Here is a 22623-nt window from a genome sequence, read left to right as displayed (position 1 = left end):
GAGTGCCAAGTGAGTAGCAAGCGGAGGCAAAATGGGCTCAGCTGTGGAAACGGCAATAATCTCGCCCGTACTTGGCGAGATTATATGCCGTTAGGCGTGTTTGAGACCGCGGTTTTCACGGGCTCAAACCGCCGTCACAGCGTTCCAGCCCAATTTTGCCGGAGCTTGCGGAGCACTTGGCACGGCAGAGTAGGGGGACACAGCTGCCCCGCGTAAACGGGCTCAGGCCGGCAGAAGCTAGGGCGTAAGAGCCAAGGCACCAAAAACCTAAGTGCGGGTTTTCGGTGCCTTGGCTCTTACGCCTACGCTTCTAACCGCCGGCCTGAGCCCTCTCCTTCAAACATTCTTAAGCTATCTCTGGTATTATTATCTTCAGGCAGTGCTCAACGCCGCCAATCCCAGCTGAACGGAGTGTTTTTTCAATGACAAAAATACTAATCGTCGACGACGACAAAGAAATCGTCGAATTACTCAACATCTACGTTAAAAATGAAGGCTACGACAGCGTCCTTGCCTATTCCGGCAAAGAAGCGATGACCAAACTCGCCACCAACCCCGACATCGCGCTCATGATCCTCGATATTATGATGCCCAGCATGTCCGGCATTGACGTGATCAAAGAAGTCCGCAAAGACTCTCAGATCCCAATCATCGTGGTCAGTGCCAAAACCGCCGATATGGACAAGATCAAAGGCTTGATCACCGGTGCCGACGACTATGTGGCCAAGCCTTTCAATCCCTTGGAAGTCATGGCCCGAGTCAAATCGCTGCTGCGCCGCAGTGCCGGCCAAGTGACCAATGAAGCGCCCGAGACGTTATCGGTGGGCCCGTTGAACATCAATAAAGATTCCCACGAAGTAACTACCCTGACCGGGAAGACCATTCAATTAACTGCTTTGGAATTCGGTATTCTCTACTTATTAGCCAGTCATCCGAACCGGGTTTTTTCAGCCGATGAGATTTTCGAACGCGTCTGGCAACAAGAATCCATCGTCAGTGCGAAGACCGTGATGGTCCACGTATCCCACTTGCGGGACAAGATCGAAGCGGCGACCGGCGGCGAAAAGGTGATCCAGACGGTTTGGGGTGTCGGGTATAAGGTTGAGGCTTCATGATTCCAAAAAAAGTAAAACTGACCGGCCGTGAAAAAAGCGAGCTGATCATTGAAGGTATCGTTACCGTCGTGCTCCTGATTTTGCTCAACTTTGCCGTGCTGGTCTTGATCACCCAGGTGCTGAACAGTTCACCCCGGGTCCAGGATGGCATTTGGCTGCTGAAAATTGGCCTGAACCAGAACAACACACTGCAACTCTGGAGCTGGCAATGGCTATTCGTCTTTTTGATGGTCATCGTCGATGTAATCGTCGTCTGGTGGCGGCTGATCCGCCGCTATCACCAAATTCAGATGCGCCATGTGATTCGGGAACTGCATTACATTGCCGAGGGACATTTGGGCCACCGAATTCCTTTCTTAGTGAAAACAGACCTGCAAAAGGTGATTGATTCGATCAATGCCCTGGTGGATTCTACGGTGCAATCCATGGATGAGGAGCGGCAGATTGAGAAATCAAAGGATGAGCTGATTTCTAACGTCAGTCATGACATTCGCACCCCCTTGACGTCGATCATCGGTTATCTCGGTCTGATTGAGGACCGTCAATATCATTCCGAAGAAGAGCTGTTGAAGTACAGCCACACGGCCTACGTGAAGTCTAAGCAGATGAAAGTGCTGGTAGACGACTTGTTTGAATACACCAAAGTCCGGCAGACTGGCACTCATTTGAATACGACCGAATTTTCACTGACTAATTTATTGGCGCAGCTAGCCGCCAGTTTTGAGCTGGAGGCAGAGAAGAAGAAAATCAGTATCGATATTGATACCACGCCTAATCCGCTGGTCATGACGGCGGATCCGGAGAAACTGGTGCGCGTGTTCAATAATCTGCTGGTGAATGGGTTGAAATACGGCAAGGGGGCGACCCACATCTGGTTGACGGCGCAACAAGTCGGCAGCGAGGTGATCATCAAGGTGGCTAACGACGGCGCGGAAATTCCCAATGATTCGCTCAGCCACCTCTTCGACCGGTTCTACCGGGTCGAGGAGTCTCGCTCCCAGGAAACCGGCGGATCGGGGCTGGGCTTAGCCATTGCCCAGAGCATCGTCGCGCTTCACGGCGGATACATTTATGCCACCTCCGATGCCAAGATGACCAGTTTTGTCATCTATCTCCCGGCCGCGCCCGGTAAGCCCGTTGCCAAACCAGACGCCATTAAGCAAGTGGAACAAGCACGTCATCAGAAAGTGGGAACTCAAGATCATGCAACTGCGTAAGAAGAATTGGGCCAGCCTCATTGTCCTGTGGCTGACCTTACTGTGTTTGGGCGCTGCCGCGCCAATCGCGCAAGCGGCCGCAGCGCCGGTGAATACCAGTACCATCACTATCGGTGCCAAGGCCGGTGTCGCCTTTGATTTGCAGAGCGGTAAAGTGCTGGCGGCTAAAGATGATTTGACCGCTTATCCGCTGGCCTCGCTGACTAAAATTGTCAGTCTGTACGTGATCCGCGACGCCATCAGTCACGGCCGCCTGCAATGGACCGACACGGTCACGCCCAATGCGGCGGAAATCAAACTCAGCCAGGATACGAATTTATCCAACGTGCCCTTAGCCAATCACGCCTATACTGTGCGAGAGCTTTACGATGCTGGCTGGATCTACTCGGCGAACGTGGCGGTGATGCTGCTGGGCAATAAATTGTCCGGTTCGCAGAAGGCTTTTATTAAAGAAATGCAGGACCATCTCGATGCGTTAGGCATTCAAGACGCCACGATTTATACGACCAGCGGGTTGAACAATAGTTTGATTCCGGATAGTCTGCGGGTGCCGGGCACGCCCAGCGATGGCGAAAATAAGATGAGTGCTGCCGATATCGGTCTGGTTGTGCGCCATTTGCTGCAGACGTATCCCGACGTGCTGAAAGATTCTGCGGTGGTGCATAAAAACTTTGCCGTCACCGATACGCAGACTTACGCGATGACCAACTGGAATGCCTTGCTCACTGGCAACTCCTTGGCGCAAAGCGATCTGCCAGTGGATGGGCTGAAGACCGGGACGTCCGATCTGGCCGGCCAGTGTCTTGTTGCCACCATGCCTTGGCAGGGTCGGCGGCTGGTCAGTGTCGTGCTCCATGCGGATGGGGCCGAAACCGATAATGCCAAGCGCTTCACTGCCACTGCAGCATTGCTGCGCGCAGTAAATCAGCAATGGCGGCCGGTGACGTTAACGCCGAACAATACGAAAATTGCCAAACTGTCAGTAACTGACGGCAAACAGGATGCGGTGGCCGTGGGCCTGGCTAAACCAGTCGTGGCGTGGCAGCACAACGGCCAGTTGGCCACCCCGGTTTTGGCCATGGGCAGGAAAGCGGCGACCAGCGCCCCGGTACAAAAGGGTGATCAAGTGGCCAGCACGTCTTTGGCGGATGATAGTTTGGGCTATTTGCCCCGGGTCAACACCCAGCAAGTCAATTTGATTGCTACCCAGAATGTGGGCAAACTCAATATTTTTGAACGGTTCTTCCGCTGGTTAGGAAATTTGTTCTGAAAGCGGCTCGAAATTTGTCACTATGTTTTTCATTTCAAATAGGTTTTTGATATATTGAGCGTCCTCTCCCCGCGGAGCAGGGCGTTTTTTGCTAGGCCTTTCCATTTCACGTCCGCTTTGCGATTTGTTACACTTGAGGAGAAGAGACAGGTTGCAAACACGTGAACCGCTTATTTTATTGGTACGGACCAAAATTGATAAGCCTTTTCCCACACGCTCACGACCTTTTCTCTGTATAATCGTAATTGGGAACATTTATTTCGGGGTAAGGAAGAAGTTTCTCGGGGCCGTAGCGTTCTGTACCATGTTGAGCATGAAGAAAGGATGGGCGGTGTGCAATCAAATCTGTCGCAATTAGAGAAGCGTGCGTATTTATTTAATACTGGCACGTATTACCAAAGCTATGAGGTGTTAGGCTGTCGCCGGGTCACGCCGGGTCAGCCCACCTTCCGCTTTACGGTGTGGGCGCCCCATGCCCAGGGCGTGGCGATCATGGGGGAATTCACAAATTGGGAACCGACGCTGAAACTAGCCCGGTTGGCAAATACCGGCTGGTGGGTCGGGGAGACGGATCAATGCAAAATCAATGACTTGTACAAGGTCTCTGTCACCCAAGCGGATGGTCAAGAGGCGGTAAAAATTGATCCGTACGCCTTAGGCTATGAACATAAGCCCGGGGATGCGGCCATCGTACTGGATCGGCCGGAATTTGAATGGCACGATGCAGCCTGGCTTAAGCAGCGCAAAGCCAAGCGGCCTTACCATGAACCGATCAATATTTACGAGGTCCATTTCGGCTCCTGGCAGCGCCATGATGATGGGTCGTACCTGACGTATCCAGAGCTGGCGGACCGGATGATTCCCTATCTCCACGAATTGGGCTATACCCATGTGGAATTCATGCCGCTCATGGAACATTTGCTGGATGCCTCCTGGGGCTATCAGTTGATGGGGTATTTTGCGCCGACCAGCCGATTCGGCTCGCTGGTTGAATTCTTAACCATGGTGGACAAGTTTCACCAAGCGAATATCGGCGTGATCATGGATTGGGTACCTGGCCACTTCATCCGCAACATGGATGCCTTAGCCCAGTATGACGGTACGGCCACGTTTGAATACGCGGATCCCAACCGGGCCGACAATGTTCGATGGGGGACTTGGAACTTTGATTTGGGCAAAGCTCAGGTCCAGAGTTTCCTGATCTCCAGCGCCCAGTATTGGCTGCATGAATGTCATTTGGACGGTATTCGGGTGGACGCGGTCTCCAACATGTTGTATCTGGATTACGATGAGGGCAAAGAAGGGACCGTCAATAAATACGGGAACAATAGCAATTTGGAAGGCTTGGCATTCATTCGCAAGCTGAACACGGTGGTCTTCCAGTATCATCCGGATATCCTGATGATCGCGGAAGAGGCCAGCGCCTTTCCGCAGGTGACCGGACCGGTCAGCGCGGGCGGGTTAGGTTTTAACTACAAGTGGAACATGGGCTGGATGAACGATACCCTCAAGTTCTTTGAAATGGATCCGTTGTATCGGCGGGACCATATGAACCTGTTAACGTTCAGTTTCATGTACATGGACGACGAACAGTTCATTCTGCCGTTTTCCCATGATGAAGTGGTCCACGGGAAGAAATCCCTGATGCATAAGATGCCTGGGGATCGATATAACCAATTTGCCAATTTGCGCACGATGTTCGTTTGGCTGATGGCCCATCCGGGGAAGAAATTGCTCTTCATGGGCAGCGAATGGGGCCAGTTCCTGGAATGGCGGTTCTGGAGTGCTCTGGAGTGGCGTGATTTGAATGATCCGATGAACAAAGCCATGCAGCACTTCACCGCCCATTTGAATCATTTGTACCTGGATGATCCCGCATTTTGGCAATTGGATCATGATCCGCAGGGGATGCAGATCACCAACGCGGATGATCCGCAAAGCGGGACGATCACGTTCACCCGCCGGAGTGAAACCACGGACGACTTCTTAGTCTTTGTGTTCAATTTGGAGCCGATTCAAAAATCACCGTACCGAGTACCAGTGCCGTTTGCTGGGGAGTACACGGAGTTGCTGAACACGGAAATGAAGGAATTTGGCGGGACTTGGACCCAGCCCCAGAAGAAGCTGATGACCATCGGCCAGCCCTATAAGAGCGAGCCGGATGCGTTGAATGTGATTCTGCCGGCGATGAGCGCGTTGATCTTGAAACCGGTTAACGTGCACCCAGCGGACCAAGTTGCACCACGGAGTAAAGGAATGAAGGGAGAGAAGGAAGTTTAACTTCCGCAATCAATGAGTACAGAAATGCTTGCTATGATTTTAGCTGGCGGCCAGGGGACTCGGTTAGGCAAACTGACCCGGTTCACGGCGAAGCCGGCTGTACCGTTTGGTGGTCGTTACCGGATCATCGACTTTGCGCTGAGCAACTGTTCTAATTCGGGGGTGAACACCGTCGGGGTCGTGACCCAGTATCAACCGCTGGAACTCAATGCCCATATTCAAAACGGCGCCAGCTGGGGACTGGCAGAGAAGAACGCCGGGGTAACAGTATTGCAGCCCTACGCGTCCAGTGAAGGTGAGAAATGGTTCATGGGGACCGCCCATGCCATTTACCAAAACATCGCTTATATTGACCTGTATTCGCCGAAATACGTATTGATTCTATCTGGGGATCACATTTACAAAATGGATTATGAAGCCATGCTGGCTTACCACAAGGCCCAGCATGCGTCTTTGACCGTTGGTGTATTGCCGGTGTCCATGCAGGAAGCCACCCGGTTCGGCATCATGAACACAGATGAGACCAACCGGATCATCCAATTTGAAGAAAAGCCCAAGCATCCTAAGAGCAATCTGGCCAGCATGGGGATTTACATTTTCAATTGGCAGACATTGAAGAAGTATCTGACCGACAGCTACAGCACAGATGGCCGCATGGAAGACTTCGGTAAAGATGTCATTCCGGCTTACCTGAGCCACAATGAGCCGACTTATGCCTATGCGTTCCATGGCTACTGGAAGGATGTCGGCACGATTCAAAGTTTATGGCAGGCCAACATGGAATTCCTGGAACCTGATAATCCGCTGGATATTGATGATCGCAACTGGCGGATCTATTCTCGGAACGACGCGTTACCGCCAATGTTTGTGACCAGCACCGCCAAGGTCCACCGCTCCATGATCGTGGACGGCTGTTATGTGGCCGGGGAAGTGGACCATTCAATTCTTTCGCAAAACGTCAAGATCGGTACCGGCTCAGTCATTCGCGACAGTATGATCATGCCCAATGCTGTGATTGGCAAGAATGTTTTGATCGACCACGCCATTGTCGGCGAACGGGCGATCATCGGTGACGGCGGCCAAGTCGTGGGCACCCCGGATGATATTGCGGTGGTTGGCTTCCAAGAAGTACTTGGCAGAATGGAGGAGGACGACTAATCATGCGTAAACAAGATATGTGTGCCATTATCGATTTGAATGAACCCAGCGAAGCCTTGGCGCCCTTAACGGACGAACGGCCGGTGGGGACCATGCCGTTTGCTGGCCGATATCGGTTGGTCGATTTTCCGTTATCCGCCATCAGCAACGCCGACATTCGCACCGTCGGCATCTTCCTGCCTAAGTCTTCCCGCAGTGTAGAAGATCATGTTCGTTCCGGTCAAGCCTGGGATATGGACACGATCACCGGCGGGGTCTTTACTTTCCCGTATGTGGCCACCCGGGATTATGATGATCCAACCAATATTCACCGCTACTACGACAATTATTTGACCTTCTTGATCAAATCCAAGAGCGAGTATGTCTTTATTACCGGGGCTCGGCATGTGTCGAACATTGATGTGAGTGCCTTGCTCCAGTTCCACCAAGCATCGCCGAACCCGATCACGGCGGTTTACCGCAGTGTTCCGACCGCGACCGCCAATCCGGAACAAGAAGCCTTTGTTTTGGATGCGGACAATGAAGTGGTTGACTTTGCCCCGAGCAAAGACGTCAAAGAACGGGTATCGAATCACACCAAGCCAATCAGTATGCAGATGTATCTAACGCGGACGGACTATTTGATCGAGCTCCTCAGCCGCGTGCAAAATTCCGGCAAGTTCATTCGTCTGCCCCAATTGATTCACCAAGAGATTACCACGGCGCAAGCCAATGCCTTTGAGTACACCGGGTATTGCGCTACGATTCACGACATTCCCAGTTATTTCCAGGCCAACATGGATATGCTGGATGAAGAGAAGTTCCATTCTCTGCTGTTCAGTCAGCGGGCCATTTACACCAAGAACAAGAACGAAGCACCGACTTACTTCGCGCCGGAAGCGGATGTCTTCAGTTCGCTGCTGGGCACCGGCGGCCGGGTCTACGGCAAGCTGCGGGATAGCGTCCTGTTCCGGAATGTGTACGTGGACCACGACGCCCAAGTCCTGCACAGCATCATCATGCAGGGCTCGCGGATCGGCAATGGCGCCGACGTGGAATATGTCATCATGGATAAGGGCTGTGTCGTCGGTCCGGATGTGAAGCTGATCGGTACGCCGGAAGCACCGATCGTCTTGAAGAAAGGAACCACGATCCTTGACCAAAGCGCGGCGGAAGAGGTGCTGCAATCGTGACTCAGAAACGCAATCAGAAGCAAACCAAGAAACAAGCGCAAAAGCAAATCCAGACCCAGACACCAAAGCAAATCCAGACGCCGACGCCGAAGCGTATCCAGCAGCCGGCACCAGCAGTTCCGCCGGAGCCGTCTCGGGAAAAGGTTCTGTTCGCCGCCAGTGAGGGCGCACCGTTCTTTAAGACCGGCGGTTTGGGCGATGTCGCCTATGCGCTGCCCAAGGCACTGGCGAAGCATGGCGTGGATATTCGCGTTGTACTGCCGTATTACAGTAAGCTGATGCCGGCTGAATATCAGCGCCAGCTCCAATTTTTGGGCAGTATGACGGTGAAGGTCGGTTGGCAAGATAAGTATTGCGGTATTCTGACAATGAAGCTGGGCGATGTCCAGTACTACTTCATTGACAATCTCCAGTATTTCGGCCGGGATGGCCTTTACGGCTATTGGGATGATGCCGAACGGTTCGGCTTCTTTGATTTAGCGGTGCTGCAAATGCTGCAATTCGTTAAGTTCATTCCCAATGTGCTCCACGTCAACGACTGGCAGACGGCGTTCATTCCCGTCCTGCTCCACGACAAATTCAGCTGGATCGAGCCGCTGCGCAATATTCGCACCGTGCTGACGATCCACAATATTGAATTCCAGGGCCAATACGATGCCGTGATTTTGGATTCCGTCTTTGCCATGGGCCGCCAGTACTTCAATGCCATGGGCTTCAACCAGAATGGCGGAGTGAACATGCTCATGGGCGGCATCAACTTTGCCGACCGGGTGAACACAGTATCGCCTAGCTACGCGGAAGAGATCAAGACGCCCGCTTTTGGTCACGGCTTGGATGGGGTGCTGCGCTGGAATGCCTGGAAGTTGTCCGGTATTCTAAACGGGATCGACACGGAGCTGTATGATCCGGAGACCGATCCGCATTTGGCCGCGCATTACTCCGCTAAGGATTTAGCGGGGAAGAAGAAGGACAAAGCGGCCTTGCAAAAGGAAGTCGGCTTGCCGCAAACGAATGAGCCGCTCTTTGTCATGGTATCCAGACTGACCCGGCAAAAGGGGGCCGATCTGCTGGTAGACGTGGTGGATCGCTTCCAGCTGGAGCATAATTGTCAGTTCATCATCCTGGGGACCGGCGATTATGACCTGGAAGAAGCCTTCAAGCGGGTCGCTTACCGCTATCCGGGTGCCTTTTCCGCCCAAATTCGGTTTGACTCCCACCTGGCGCAAACCATGTATGCTGGCGGCGACTTCTTCCTGATGCCATCCGCCACTGAGCCGTCGGGTCTCGCCCAAATGATGGCGATGCGCTATGGGACGATTCCCATTGTCCACGCCACCGGCGGACTGCGCGATTCCGTTCAGCCGTTTAATGAGTTTACCGGCCAAGGCACCGGTTTCTCGTTCAATGATTATCGGGCTGATGTACTGGAAGATATGATGAAGTACGCCTATGATGTTTACGTCAACAAGCCGAAGAGTTATGCTCAGCTGCAGCAGAATGCCATGGCGGAGAACTTCTCTTGGGCGAATGCGTCCCAGGCGTACATTGATCTGTATACGGGTTTGCTGACACAAAAATGACGATGCAACTGCACGCCGACCACCACCAGTGTGGCCGGCGTGCCCTATATTGGGGGGATATTTTTGGCACAATTAACGGTGAATGAATTTAAAGAGCAGTTCAAGAATATGATTCTGCGGCTGTATGCCGAAGACGTCACTGACTCCGACGCCCATCAGCAGTTTACAGCCTTAGCCATTCTATTGCGGGAGCAGTATGCCCCCAATTTGAAGGAGACCCGTCAGCACTATGAAAATGACCGGGTGAAGGAAGCCTATTACTTCGCCATTGAGTTTCTGCCCGGCCGGATGCTGCAAACGACCATGCTCAACTTGGGACTGACTGACACGATCACGACCGGTCTGATGGATATGGGTTTGGATGTCGAAAAAATCATCGATGCCGAGCCTGATCCCGGGCTGGGTAATGGCGGCTTGGGCCGGCTCGGTTCGGAATTTCTGGATAGTGCGGCGGCCTTGCACATGGCCCTGAACGGAAATGGGATTCGGTATCAGTACGGGCTGTTCCGGCAAATGTTCGACAACGGCTTTCAAGTTGAAATGCCGGACGATTGGCTGCGCAATGGCAATTCCTGGGAAGTTCGGCGGGAAAACCGGGCCTGTTTGGTCCGCTTCGGCGGTAATGTTTGGATGGCGCCGGATGCCTTTGGCCGCTTGGTACCCCATTACGAGAACACCACCGATGTGTTAGCAGTGCCTTATGATACCGGTATTGTTGGGTATTTGAACCACACCGTCAATACTTTCCGGCTGTGGAGCGCGGAATTGCCCACAGATCCGAGCAAGACTTACAACTTGCAGCAAAAGGAAGATGTCAACGAAATCACGGAAATCCTATACCCGGATGATTCTAATTATGCTGGGCGTTTGCTGCGGTTGAAGCAAGAGTACTTCCTGGTATCTGCCGGCGTGCAAAGCATTGTCCGTCATTACCGCAAGCACCACCGCAACCTGAACCACATGGATGCCACGGTGGCGATCCATATCAACGACACCCATCCCGCGATGGCCATTCCAGAATTGATGCGGATTCTCATGGACGAAGAATTCATGAGCTGGGACCAAGCCTGGGCCCTGACCACCAAGGTCATGAGTTACACCAACCACACGTTACTGGCCGAGTCTTTGGAGACGTGGCCGGTGGACATGGTTGCCCAGACCGTGCCCCGGATTTACCAGATCATTCAAGAAATCGATCGGCGTTTCCGCGGGCTGCAGATTCCCGTATACGGCGAAGAGCGGGTCAACCGCTGTGCACCGCTGGGTGACGGCGTCGTGCGCATGGCCTATCTGGCCGTGATCGGCAGCCATTCCGTTAACGGCGTAGCCAAGCTGCATACCGAATTACTGGAAAGCAGTGTCTTGAAGGATCTGTACCGAATCTTCCCAGAGAAGTTCAACAACAAGACCAACGGAGTCACCATGCGCCGCTGGATTCAAATTGCCAATCCGCCGCTGACCAAGCTCTTGGATACCGAAGTGAACGGCGACTGGAAGCACCGGCCGCTGGATATTATCGGGGTCCAATCTTTTGCCAAGGATCCGACGTTCTTGAAGAAGCTGCAGGAAGTTAAAGCCAAGAATAAACGTTCTTTGGCCAAGAAGATTCGCGAGAAGCTGGATATTTCCGTCGATCCGGACCATGCTATCTTTGATGTGCAGATCAAACGGCTGCATGCTTACAAACGGCAATTGCTCCATGCACTGTACATCATCGATGAGTATCAGCAGATCAAGGCCGGGCAAAAGCTGGCGGTGCCCCGCGTGCACATTTTTGGCGCTAAGGCGGCCCCGAGCTATTACTATGCCAAGGAGATCATCAAGATGATCAACGAATTGGCCAAAGTGATCAACCACGACCCGGATGTCGGTGATCAGTTGCGGGTGATCTTTGTCCCTAACTATGGTGTGTCCGAAGCCGAGGAGATCATTCCAGCAGCGGATGTGTCAGAACAGATTTCTTTAGCCGGTAAGGAAGCTTCTGGGACCAGCAACATGAAGCTGATGGCCAATGGGGCAATCACACTGGCCACCATGGATGGGGCCAACATCGAAATTGCGGATGCCGTGGGCCAAGACAATATTGTCATTTTTGGGATGACCGCGACGGAAGTAGCAGCGTACACCAACTACTCTTCCCAGGCCATTTACGATGGGGACAAGCACTTGCAAAAAGTCGTCAACGCCCTGGTTGATGGGACGATCCCCAATATCGATCGGGAAGGCCGCGACATTTATAATTCCCTGTTGCAGTACAACGATGAGTATTATGTCTTGGCCGATTACGAAAGTTATGCTAAGGCCCAGGACAAGATCACCACGCTGTATCAAGATCCGCAGGCTTGGTATCAAATGGCCGCGATCAATATTGCCAAATCAGGCCAGTTCTCGTCTGACTTGACGATCGCCCGGTATGGCGATGACATTTGGCATCTGACCCGGGACCAGTTCGTTAACTGATCATTAGGACCGCAAAAATACGGACAAGCCGTTGCGCTGAAAAGTGCGACCGCCTGTCCGTATTTTTAGTCTTGGGCCAGAACATCGTCTGGCACTGGATAATCGCTCACTTCACCCTTGCGAATCGCTTGTTGCAGACCGCTGAGTTCGTGGTGCACGTGGCGGCGGCCCAACGGTGATGCAAACCAGTTATCGGCCCGCGTATAAGGATCGCTGGTACCGTGAAAACTATAAGCAATATGCGCTGGAAAATAACTGCGCATCATGTGGTAGAGGCGGTTCATGTGGTACGCGTTGGTGACCAGAATAATGCGGTGCAGCTGGTCTAGCCCAATGGTATCCGCCAGCAGGGCTTTAGAATACCGGACGTTGGCTAAGGTATATTGGGATTTATTCTCGGTCAAAATAGCGCTGGCGGGAACGCCCATTTCTTCTGCCGCGGATGCGAGTGCCATGGATTCACCTGCCGGCTGATCTTGCCAACGGCGGCCGCCGGAAATCAGCAACCGGGGGGCGCGCCCGGCCTGGTAAAGCGCCACCGCGGTGGGCAGGCGCAGGGTGCGGGCCATCCGGCTGCCAGCCAGCATGATCACATCCCCGGCTGCCCCATCATCGGGGTAGCGGAACAACAGGGCGGTGCATTGCGCTTCAGTCAAATCGGCCTGGTTCAATTCAGAAAAAAGCATCAGTCAGTTCCTTTCAAATGCTTGCTGCCATCCTTCTCGTAGACGCGCTGTTCGTCAATATGCAGCTTATCCACGATGGCCTGCCCCAGATCCACGTGCAGAATTTCTGCTAAGCCCAATAAATAAATTGCGACGTCGGCTATCTCTTCCTGGATATTGGCCTGGTCATGCTTGAGAATGCCCCGGAACAATTCGTTCAGTTCGCCGTGCATCAGCAGCAGTTCAAAATTGGTGTCCGTGACATTGAAATGGTGATTCACTTTATTTTGGTAAACTTCTTTTTGGAGTGTATTAAGGTCTAACTGCATCCTGGTTATCCTTTCTGTTCTGTCGCGTTAGCCAACCGCTGCCATTTGCGGATTTGGGTCCGAAAGGTGCGGAAGGGGGCAACGGTGTTGATGTGGATCCATTTCCACAGCGGCCACTGGGCCGGTGTTGTTGCCCAGTGCCGCTGGGCGGGTTCAAAGAATTCCTGGTCGGAGAGGGTAGCGATCCGGGCGGTGATTGCCGTGACATTAGCGGTCAAATGGGCCTGCAAAGCGGCCAAGTCCTCGTCCTGATACGCGTCATAGAAATGTTGATATAAACCACCAAGCGCATTCCAGCGATAGCCGGGGGCCGGCATTTGAACGGTCTGCCCGGCCTGTTCCTGCTTTTCCCAGTCCAGCAGCAGGGCCGTCCAACCAATATTGTAAGCCAGCATTTGGCCGGGTGTCCGGTCGACGCCCGCGATTACCCGATCCCGATCAGCAGGCGTCAGCGCCGCAAACTCGGCAATGAATTTTGCGTAGGTCGTATCGATGGTCGTGATCAAGGCTTGCTGGTCAGCATAACTTTGCATGGGCAATTTTCTCCTTTATGGGGGTTCTTCCCTTTCAGTATACCGTGCGGCGTTTGCCTTTGGCGACCGTAAGATTTTCTTAACGGCCAAGCTAAGATTGGTAGTTTGCGCCGGGGCGGCTATAATGACTGAGTATCGTTATTGTATAATAAAGAAACACCACTACCAGTTAACGTAAAGGAGCTCATCATGATTTTTTATAATTCATTCAACCGGGACTGCCGCGACGCAGTCGGGGCGATTGTCGCCGGTCAGACCCTGACCTTGCGGATTCAAGTGACCGATCTGCCTGTACAAAATGTGGCGATCGAAATTTTCCCGGATGGGGAGCAAGCGACCAACACTCAGCGGGTCCGCATGCAGCCTCAGGCCGATAATTGGTACGTCGGCAAGGTGACGCCGCCTAGTGCGGGTCTTTATTTCTACCGCTTCATCGTAGACACGGATCCGGGTCAGCAGGCAATCTATTATGCGCCCAAGGATAAAGTATACGGCGGCACCGGTGAGGCCACCCGGGATAGTAATACCAGCTGTTATCAGTTGACGGTGCTCAGCAAAGAAGAAACTTTGCCTGATTGGTATCGCCACGCAATTTTCTACCACATCTTTGTCGACCGCTTTAACAACGGCAACGCTGACGGGCATGTTAACAATCCGAAACCGAACAGTTTTATCTATGGCACCCACAACGACTTGCCCTACTATGTTAAAGATGCTAACGGCCAAATTGTGCGCTGGGATTTCTATGGCGGTAATCTGCTGGGCATCGAACAAAAATTGCCGTACCTGCAAGAGCTGGGCGTCACAGCGCTGTTTCTGAGTCCGATTTTTGCCGCCCGCAGCAATCATCGCTACGATACGGCCGATTATGAAAAGATCGACAGCATGCTGGGCAGTCTGGCCGACTTTGACCACTTCCTCACGGCGGTCCATGCGGCTGGGATGCACGTGATCCTGGACGGGGTCTTCAACCATGTGGGGGCCGACAGTAAATACTTTGATTTGTACCACAGCTTTGAACCGCGGGAAGGGGCGACGGATTCCCCCAGCAGTCCGTATTATGACTGGTTTACGTTCACCCAATACCCCAACAAGTATGATGCCTGGTGGGGGGTGGGCGATTTGCCGACGGTGAATAAAGATTCCGAGAGCTTTCATCACTATATTGCGGATCCGAAAACCGGCGTCGTGTCCTATTGGACGAAACGCGGCGTTGACGGCTGGCGGCTGGATGTGGCTGATGAACTGCGGGACAGCTTCATTAGTCAGATCAGAACCGCGATGGACCAGTATCCCGATCGGGTATTGATTGGCGAAGTATGGGAAGACGCGTCCAACAAAATCGCGTACGGCAACCGCCACCATTATCTGGAGGGCGGGATGCTCCAGGCCGTGATGAACTATCCGCTGCGCAACCAGCTAGTGGCCTTGGTCAATGGCCAAGAATCCGTGGATGATTGGGTGCAGGCGGCTCTGACGCTGCAGGAGCATTATCCCCGCAGTGTTTTCCAGAACAACTTCAACAATATCGGCACCCATGACACGGAGCGGATTCTCACCGCGCTGGGCGGCGATACCAACAAGCTGGCCCTGCTGGTCAACATCTTCTTTGCGACGCCGGGGGTACCGTGTATCTATTACGGGGATGAAGTCGGTGTGACCGGGGGCAAAGACCCGGACAACCGCCGCTTCTTCCCTTGGGGGCAGGGCAATAAGGCCGTGGAGGCAATCTATACCGATGCGCTGCAGCGCCGCCGCACCGACCCGGCGCTGGCCAACGATGCCAGTTTCATCCCCTTCTACGGCTACCGCTGGGGCGGCATCTGGCGCCACATCGTTGACGTCCAGCAGCACAGCCACGACGCTCTGCTCGTCTTCAACCCCAACGAGATCCCCATCCTCGCTGACATCCGTCAGCTCCACACCGACAACCTTACCCTCGACCAAACTGCCTACCTCCAACAGCACATCCAAACCACACCAATTCCCGCCTACGGCTACCAGTGGCTCCCCGCCGATATGGTATAATTAACAGTGACTTTTCTCATCTAATTTTGGTAATGAAAGAGAAACGGAGACTGGGATGAAGTCTCAGTCCTGGCGTCCTTAGTGCTAATGCGGAGCAGCCGGAGGCAGAATGGGCTCAGTGGTGGGAACCACACGGCGGCTTGCCGCCGATGTGGTTAGGCGACTTGAAGACCGCGGTTTTCGCGGGCTTCAAGCGCCGTCACCACGTTCCAGCCCATTCTGCCGTAGGTTGCGTAGCATTGGCACGGCGTCAGAAGACGACTTTATCCCAGTCTCCGCGGACAGAATAGGGGCTTTATTCGATGGCTTTATCGTTGAACGCATGTATGTTAATTCTAAAAGAACACCACCTGCTCAAAAGCAGCGCCATCCAAGGCGATATGGATACCGTCATGACCAGCGTGTCCTACGACTCTCGGAAGGTCCAGCCCAACGGCTTATTCTTCTGCAAAGGGGAAAACTTCCGCACCATCTATTTGACCATGGCCAAAGACAAAGGGGCCATCACGTACGTGGCCGAACAACCTTACCCGGAAGGCAAAGGCATGAATGCGTTCATCGTGCGCAACGTGCAAAAAGCCATGGCTCTCTTAGCCGCGGCGTATTATAACTATCCCCAGGATGAATTGTTCATCATCGCCTATACCGGCACGAAGGGCAAGACCACGTCCGCGTACTTCACCAAGTCCATTTTGGACGAAATGACCGACCACAAGACGGCCCTGTTCTCCACGATTGACCGAGTCGTTGGACCCAAACCGGATCAGCGCTTCAAATCGGACCTGACCACGCCGGAGTCGCTGGATCTGTTCCACGATATGCGGTCCGCTGTGGATAATGGGATGACCCACTTGGTCATGGAAGTCTCCTCCCAGGCGTATTTGAAATCCCGGGTGTTCGGGCTGACCTATGATGTTGGCTTCTTCCTGAATATCACGCCGGATCACATTGGCCCCAACGAGCACCCCAATTTCGCTAATTATTTGCACTGCAAACTGCAATTGCTGGTCAATTCCCGAGTCTGTGTGATCAATGCCGAGACCGACCACTTCCCCGAAGTGTACGCGGCCGCGACGACCACGACGGATCCCGACAGCATTTTCCTGTTTGCCAACGCCAACTATCAAGAACCGCATAATATCCCGATCGATTTCCGGATGGAAAGCCACGAAGCCGATTTGTTTGAATCCCGCTTCACCTTTACACCGGTGACGCCCAAGGCAATCAGTTTTGGTGTCCACGGGGATTACCAGTTAAAGCTGGTAGGGGATTATAACGAATCCAACGCCACGGCGGCCATTATCGGCTCGCTGCTGGCTGGGGCAGACACTTATGAGACCCAAGAAGGGTTGAAGAATGTTACTATCCCGGGCCGGATGGAATCGGCACTGGCCCCAGGCCACGGCGCTGTCTACGTGGATTATGCCCATAACTACGGCAGCATGCACGCCTTGCTGTCCTTCCTGATTCGTCAGTACAAGCACCCGCGGATCATCGTGGTGCTGGGTGCGCCGGGGGATAAAGGCGTCTCCCGCCGGGCGGACTTTGCCCGGGTCTTGAATCAATATGCCAGCGATGTGTTCTTGACTACCGACGATCCCGGGTTTGAAGATCCGGCGGACATCGCGGCGGAAATCAATCGGGGCATTGACCACGAGCAAGTCCGGGTCACGACTGAACTGGATCGGCCCAAGGCCATCCACGACGCAATTCTGGATTCCAACCCCGGCGACATCGTTGTTGTGGCCGGTAAGGGCGCTGACCCGTACCAGAAGGTGCGCGGCGTCGATACGCCGTACCCCACCGATATGGTGATCGTGCGCCAAGTGATCGATCAACTGCCCGCGGCGAAAGGAGCAGATAAGTAGATGGAAGATTTCTTCACCGTCATTGGCGGGATGGGCACTCCCGCGACCAACAGCTACATTCGGCTGCTTACCGCGCGCACGCCGGCCCACCAGGATCAAGACTACCTGAACTACATCCTTGTCAATCACGCGACGGTCCCAGACCGCACTAGTTATATTCTGGACCACAGTCAGCCCAGTTTTTATCCGGCGCTGCTGGCAGACATCAAGCAGCAGGCGGCCTTGAAGCCTGACTTCATGGTGATCATCTGTAATACCGCCCATTATTTCTACCGCGAACTGGCGGCCGCTGCCGGGGATATTCCGTTGCTGCACATGCCCCACGTGGCAGTGGGCACATTGGCCAAGCGTTTTCCCCAAGCAAAAAAAATCGGGTTGATCGCCACCGCCGGCACGATGGCCGATCACATTTATGAGCGGGAAATCGAAGATGCCGGCTATGACGTCGTGCTCGGCAACGGGCCGATCCAAGATCAAGTGACCGAATTGATTTACCGGGATATTAAGGAACAAAACAAGGTCGACGCGACGCTTTACCACACCATTCTTCGGGAAATGATCGACGAAAAGGGCTGCGACTTAGTCGTTTTGGGCTGTACCGAGCTGTCCTTGGCTCAAGAAAAAGCCAGCGACCATGAGTATCCGATCATTGATCCGCAAAGTATCATTGTGGATGAGTCTATTCGTTTGGCCACTGCGATTCGGGCCGGTGAGCCGGTGGATTACACCCTGCTGGTTAAAATTAACGATCCGCTGTCCCACTAAGTTTGTTGTCTGTTTTAATTCATGGTATGCTGTCAAAGGAAGGGTCCAATTGGCCAATTGGAGCGACCTTTGGCAGCATTCTTATTTTGGGGTTAAAGGGCCCATTGAAAGAAGGGCAAAAAATTCATGGCAGATTTAGCGTACCATCGGGTCTATTCAGAACTGACCGCACAGATCAAGCACGGCCAATATTCGGATTATCGCTTACCGGATGAACGAACACTGAGCGAGCAATTCGGTGTTTCCCGGTCCACCATCAAGCGGGCCTTGGGCATCTTGGTGAATCGCGGCATCATTTTTCAGAAGCAGGGATCAGGCACCTTCGTCAATCCCCTCTACTTCAAGAGCCGCCCGCTGTTTAACTATACCGGGGATAATATCGGGATCACCGACAGTCTGGTGAAAGACGGTCAGAAACAATCGATTAAGGTTCTGCATTTCCATGTGCAGAAAGCCAAAGATGAAGTGGCGGAGTCGCTTTTCTTACAGCCTAACGAGTTCGTTTACCGAATCGAACGGTTGCGGCTGGTGGATGATCAGCCGTTTATGATTGAAATCGGCTATTTGCCGATCCGGCTCGTGCCGGAACTGAACGAAAGCGTGATCCAGTCGTCACTGTACAATTATTTGCAGGAAGAACAGCACCTGATGGTCACCAAGTCTTTCCTGAACATTTCTGCGGAACCGTCCACCGAGGAAGATCAGAAATTATTGCAGCTCAAACCGACCGAACCGGTGGGCCTGATGGAGGGGATTTTCTTCACCGACAGCGGCACGCCCATTGAGTTCTCGCGGATGCGGATTCATTATCGTTACATGCAATATAACTCTTTTGTGTCACTTTCTTGAGAGAGGGCGCAGGCCGACGGTTAGAAAGAGCCAAGGGACAGTAAACCCGTACTTAGGTTTACTGTCCCTTGGCTCTTCTGCCTTAGCTTCTGTCGGCCGGAGCCCGTTTACGCCAGGGTGCCGAATAGCCAGTCCTTTTAATCGCTTTTTTCTGACTAACGTTCTATACTGACAGGTAACGACACGAATCTATAGGTGCTTTTTAGGAAATGGTACGTACCAAATAACAAATTGGTTGACTTCTTTCATTTACCCGGTATAATGGGAGATGAATCAAGGCATGATGTGTTGCCCGGGGTCGGTCGCGGATCGGCGTTGAGCACCACCGACTTAATAGGAGGTTTTGTAATGCTGGATCAAAAGATGAGCACCGATCAATATTCAACCCCTGAATATTTCGATCGCTTGAAGAAGTACTGGCAGGCAGCAAACTATATTTCCGTTGGGCAATTATACCTGAAGGATAACCCGTTGCTGAAGCGCCCGTTGAAGGCTGAAGACGTCAAAGTCCACCCCATTGGTCACTGGGGTACGATTTCTGGGCAGAACTTTATCTATGCTCACTTGGATCGGGTCATCAACAAGTACCATCTGAACATGTTTTACATCGAAGGCCCCGGTCATGGTGGTCAAGTGATGGTTTCCAACTCTTACTTGGACGGTAGTTATTCGGATATTTATCCGCATATTACCCAAAATGAAGAGGGCATGAAGCGGCTGTTCAAACAATTCTCCTGGCCGGGTGGTGTGGCATCCCATGCTGCTGCTGAAACACCGGGCTCCATCCACGAAGGTGGGGAACTGGGCTACTCCATTTCTCACGGTACAGGTGCGATTCTGGACAATCCGGATGTGATCGCTGCCGTTGTTGTTGGTGACGGGGAAGCTGAAACGGGCCCGCTGGCTACGTCTTGGTTCTCCAATGTCTTCATCAACCCGGTCAATGATGGTGCCGTATTACCAATCTTGAACTTGAACGGGTTCAAGATTTCTAACCCGACAATTCTGGCCCGTAAGACTGACGAAGAACTGACCAAGTACTTCGAAGGACTCGGCTGGGAACCGATCTTTGTCGAAGGCGACGATCCCGACAAGCTGAATCCGGAAATGGCTAAGGCTATGGATAAGGCGATTGAAAAGATCAAGAGTATCCAAACCGAGGCACGCAAGAAGCCGGCGTCTGAAGCCAAGCGTCCGGTATGGCCGATGATCGTTGCCCGCATCCCTAAGGGCTGGACTGGTCCCAAGGAATGGGACGGCGAACCGATCGAAGATTCCTTCCGTGCGCACCAGGTGCCGATTCCTGTCGACCAAGGCGACATGCAGCATGCCGATGCTTTGGTTGCTTGGTTGAAGAGTTATGAACCCGAGAAGCTGTTTGATGAGAACGGCGAATTGCTCCCTGAGCTGCGGGAAATCGCACCTAAGGGTGATGCGCGGATGTCCGTTAACCCGATCACCAATGGCGGGATTGATCCGAAGCCGTTGGATCTGCCGGATTGGAAGCAATATGCCGTTGACACCACGACCCCGGGTAAGACTGTTGCCCAGGATATGATCGAAATGGGCAAGTATGCCCGGGACGTCATCAAGGCCAACCCGCATAACTTCCGGATCACTGGACCTGATGAAACGATGTCCAACCGGTTGAACCATGTCTTTGAAGTAACTGACCGGCAATGGATGGAAGAAGTACGCAAGCCGAATGATCAATTCGAAGCACCGGCTGGCCGAGTCCTGGATGCGCAATTGTCTGAGCATCAGGCAGAAGGCTTCCTGGAAGGCTACGTATTGACTGGCCGTCATGGCTTCTTCGCTTCTTACGAGGCATTCCTGCGGGTCGTTGACTCCATGCTCACCCAGCACTTCAAGTGGATCCGCAAGGCGGACGAACTGGCATGGCGCAAGAAGTATCCGTCTTTGAACATCTTGGATGTTTCGACTTCCTTCCAACAAGACCATAACGGTTATACCCACCAAGATCCGGGTATCTTGACCCATATGGCGGAAAAGAAGGACAAGTACATTCGCGAATACCTGCCGGCAGACACCAACACCTTGTTGGCTGTCATGAACAAGGTATTGCGGATGGAACAAACCGTGAACATCGTTGTGGCCTCCAAGCATCCGCGCCCGCAATTCTACAGTGTTGAGGAAGCGCAGCAACTGGTTGATAATGGTCTGAAGATCATTGACTGGGCATCTAACGATGGGCACTCCGAACCGGACGTTGTCTTTGTGGCGTCTGGTACTGAACCGAACCTGGAAGCTTTGGCCGCCATCGACATTCTCCATGATGAATATCCTGATTTGAAGATCCGCTTCATCAACGTCGTTGACTTGCTCAAGCTGCGTCGTCCGGACGTTGACCCGCGGGGCCTGACTGACGAACAATTCGACACCTTCTTCACGAAGGACAAGCCGGTTATCTTCGCCTTCCATGGTTTCGAAGGCTTGATTCGGGATATCTGGTTCGGCCGTCACAACCAGAATCTGCGGATCCATGGCTACCGGGAGAACGGGGACATTACCACACCGTTCGATATCCGGGTTATGAACGAACTGGATCGTTTCCACCTGGCGAAGGATGCCGCTGACGCTGTTTATGGCGCTGCTGCTGGCGACTTCGAGTCCAAGATGGATGACATTCTGCAAAAGCACTACAACTTCATCCGCGACTACGGTACGGATATGCCGTTAGTCAACGACTGGACTTGGAAGAGCATCAAGTAGGCCGTTTGCCTAGAAGTTAACACCGACCAAAAACCAATCATACAAAATTGTAATTGTTCCTAGTTGCCGGGAATGATTACCCAACACACCACGATTATCGACTCAGGGGATGATCGTGGTGTGTTTTTGTACAGTTGACACGTCATACATGCAACGTACCTGTGAGGCTCTTTCTAGAAAAATCTTCATTCTTTTCATGGCTTAGTCATCGGCTATGCCGGCTTGGGTGTGATGCTCATTGGGCTGCTGGCCCAGTTGTGGGCGTATAATTGGCAGTACCAATAGAAGCGTAAAAAGGCGTGTCCGCCGTCATGGGAATGTCAACGCCGACGATAAAATGACATTTTTTGCCGATTAGAAAATGTTGTTTTTTGCCGGTTTAGTTGAGCTGCGTTTCTCCTTTCCAATTAGTGGTGATGCTTCAGTTAGGCCAGAGGCCTAACCAGTATCATTCGGTGCTTTGTCCGCTTTGGGCTCTGTGATATGGCCCTTCATGCGGTATGACCGGCCGTTGATCCGAATCACGCGGGAGTGGTGCACCAGTCGATCAAGAATGGCATTAGCCAGAGTCTTGTCGGCGAATGTATCGCCCCACTTGGAG

Annotated in this window: 18 protein-coding genes; 14 read left to right on the top strand and 4 right to left on the bottom strand. The window is 52.9% G+C overall.

Annotation, left to right across the window (positions count from 1 at the left end; all coding sequences use genetic code 11):
- Positions 1-422: 422 nt before the first annotated feature.
- The 8 genes from croR to H627_RS0115455 all read left to right on the top strand — a co-directional run bounded on the left by croR (position 423) and on the right by H627_RS0115455 (position 12252).
- Positions 423-1115, top strand: a complete 693-nt coding sequence (gene croR / locus H627_RS0115490) for a response regulator transcription factor CroR (protein WP_035441395.1) — start codon at positions 423-425, stop codon at positions 1113-1115.
- A complete protein-coding gene (locus H627_RS18810; protein WP_051225493.1) occupies positions 1112-2332 on the top strand; it encodes a sensor histidine kinase in 1221 nt (406 codons plus the stop codon). Before croR ends, H627_RS18810 begins: the two co-directional genes overlap by 4 nt.
- Positions 2319-3602 carry a serine hydrolase gene (locus H627_RS0115480; RefSeq protein WP_051225492.1) on the top strand — a complete coding sequence of 428 codons (1284 nt, stop codon included), beginning with the start codon at positions 2319-2321 and terminating at the stop codon, positions 3600-3602. Before H627_RS18810 ends, H627_RS0115480 begins: the two co-directional genes overlap by 14 nt.
- A gap of 324 nt (positions 3603-3926) precedes the next feature.
- A complete protein-coding gene (glgB, locus tag H627_RS20290) occupies positions 3927-5882 on the top strand; it encodes a 1,4-alpha-glucan branching protein GlgB (protein ID WP_051225491.1) in 1956 nt (651 codons plus the stop codon).
- 12 nt (positions 5883-5894) lie between these two features.
- Positions 5895-7040: a glucose-1-phosphate adenylyltransferase gene (locus tag H627_RS20285; RefSeq protein ID WP_027829639.1), complete on the top strand. Its 1146-nt coding sequence runs from the start codon at positions 5895-5897 to the stop codon at positions 7038-7040.
- Positions 7041-7042: 2 nt separating this feature from the next.
- Positions 7043-8212, top strand: coding sequence for a glucose-1-phosphate adenylyltransferase subunit GlgD (glgD, locus tag H627_RS0115465; protein WP_027829638.1), 1170 nt, complete (start codon positions 7043-7045; stop codon positions 8210-8212).
- 95 nt (positions 8213-8307) lie between these two features.
- Positions 8308-9792, top strand: coding sequence for a glycogen synthase GlgA (gene glgA / locus H627_RS0115460; protein WP_051225516.1), 1485 nt, complete (start codon positions 8308-8310; stop codon positions 9790-9792).
- A gap of 63 nt (positions 9793-9855) precedes the next feature.
- Positions 9856-12252 (top strand): glycogen/starch/alpha-glucan phosphorylase, encoded by a 2397-nt coding sequence (locus H627_RS0115455; RefSeq protein WP_035441394.1) that lies wholly within the window; start codon positions 9856-9858, stop codon positions 12250-12252.
- A gap of 65 nt (positions 12253-12317) precedes the next feature.
- On the opposite strand, the gene H627_RS18800 is transcribed toward H627_RS0115455, so the two are convergent.
- From H627_RS18800 to H627_RS0115440, 3 genes are read right to left on the bottom strand one after another with little or no spacing between them, the layout of a single operon-like run.
- Complete coding sequence (locus tag H627_RS18800) at positions 12318-12938, bottom strand: YdcF family protein (protein WP_035441392.1); 621 nt, start codon at positions 12936-12938, stop codon at positions 12318-12320.
- Positions 12938-13246, bottom strand: coding sequence for a MazG-like family protein (locus tag H627_RS0115445; protein WP_027829635.1), 309 nt, complete (start codon positions 13244-13246; stop codon positions 12938-12940). The genes H627_RS18800 and H627_RS0115445 overlap by 1 nt, the downstream gene beginning before the upstream one ends.
- 5 nt (positions 13247-13251) lie before the next feature.
- Complete coding sequence (locus tag H627_RS0115440; RefSeq protein ID WP_027829634.1) at positions 13252-13779, bottom strand: ClbS/DfsB family four-helix bundle protein; 528 nt, start codon at positions 13777-13779, stop codon at positions 13252-13254.
- A 189-nt stretch (positions 13780-13968) separates the two neighbouring features.
- On the opposite strand from H627_RS0115440, the gene H627_RS18795 reads away from it, so the two are divergent.
- The 6 genes from H627_RS18795 (at position 13969) to H627_RS20985 (ending at position 22307) form a co-directional block, all read left to right on the top strand.
- Positions 13969-15807 (top strand): glycoside hydrolase family 13 protein, encoded by a 1839-nt coding sequence (locus H627_RS18795; protein WP_051225490.1) that lies wholly within the window; start codon positions 13969-13971, stop codon positions 15805-15807.
- 302 nt (positions 15808-16109) lie between these two features.
- Positions 16110-17675 carry a UDP-N-acetylmuramoyl-L-alanyl-D-glutamate--2,6-diaminopimelate ligase gene (locus tag H627_RS0115430; protein WP_027829633.1) on the top strand — a complete coding sequence of 522 codons (1566 nt, stop codon included), beginning with the start codon at positions 16110-16112 and terminating at the stop codon, positions 17673-17675.
- Positions 17676-18440, top strand: a complete 765-nt coding sequence (locus tag H627_RS0115425) for an aspartate/glutamate racemase family protein (protein WP_027829632.1) — start codon at positions 17676-17678, stop codon at positions 18438-18440. It begins immediately after the preceding gene.
- A 126-nt stretch (positions 18441-18566) separates the two neighbouring features.
- Positions 18567-19289, top strand: a complete 723-nt coding sequence (locus H627_RS0115420) for a GntR family transcriptional regulator (RefSeq protein WP_027829631.1) — start codon at positions 18567-18569, stop codon at positions 19287-19289.
- Between the two features lie 351 nt (positions 19290-19640).
- The gene (locus H627_RS0115415) at positions 19641-22022 is read left to right on the top strand and encodes a phosphoketolase family protein (RefSeq protein WP_027829630.1); all 2382 of its coding nucleotides are present in this window, start codon (positions 19641-19643) and stop codon (positions 22020-22022) included.
- Positions 22023-22229: 207 nt separating this feature from the next.
- Positions 22230-22307 carry a DUF6903 family protein gene (locus H627_RS20985; RefSeq protein WP_373880569.1) on the top strand — a complete coding sequence of 26 codons (78 nt, stop codon included), beginning with the start codon at positions 22230-22232 and terminating at the stop codon, positions 22305-22307.
- A 153-nt stretch (positions 22308-22460) separates the two neighbouring features.
- Here the strand turns inward: H627_RS20985 and H627_RS19885 are convergent.
- Positions 22461-22623: ATP-binding protein (locus tag H627_RS19885; RefSeq protein WP_162143244.1), on the bottom strand; the 163-nt coding region annotated here is incomplete at its 5' end.

It is taken from the genome of Schleiferilactobacillus harbinensis DSM 16991, assembly GCF_000425885.1.
Lineage (GTDB): Bacteria > Bacillota > Bacilli > Lactobacillales > Lactobacillaceae > Schleiferilactobacillus > Schleiferilactobacillus harbinensis.
The sequence above is the reverse complement of the archived record's forward strand: the minus strand, read 5'-3'. Positions and strand labels throughout refer to the sequence as shown.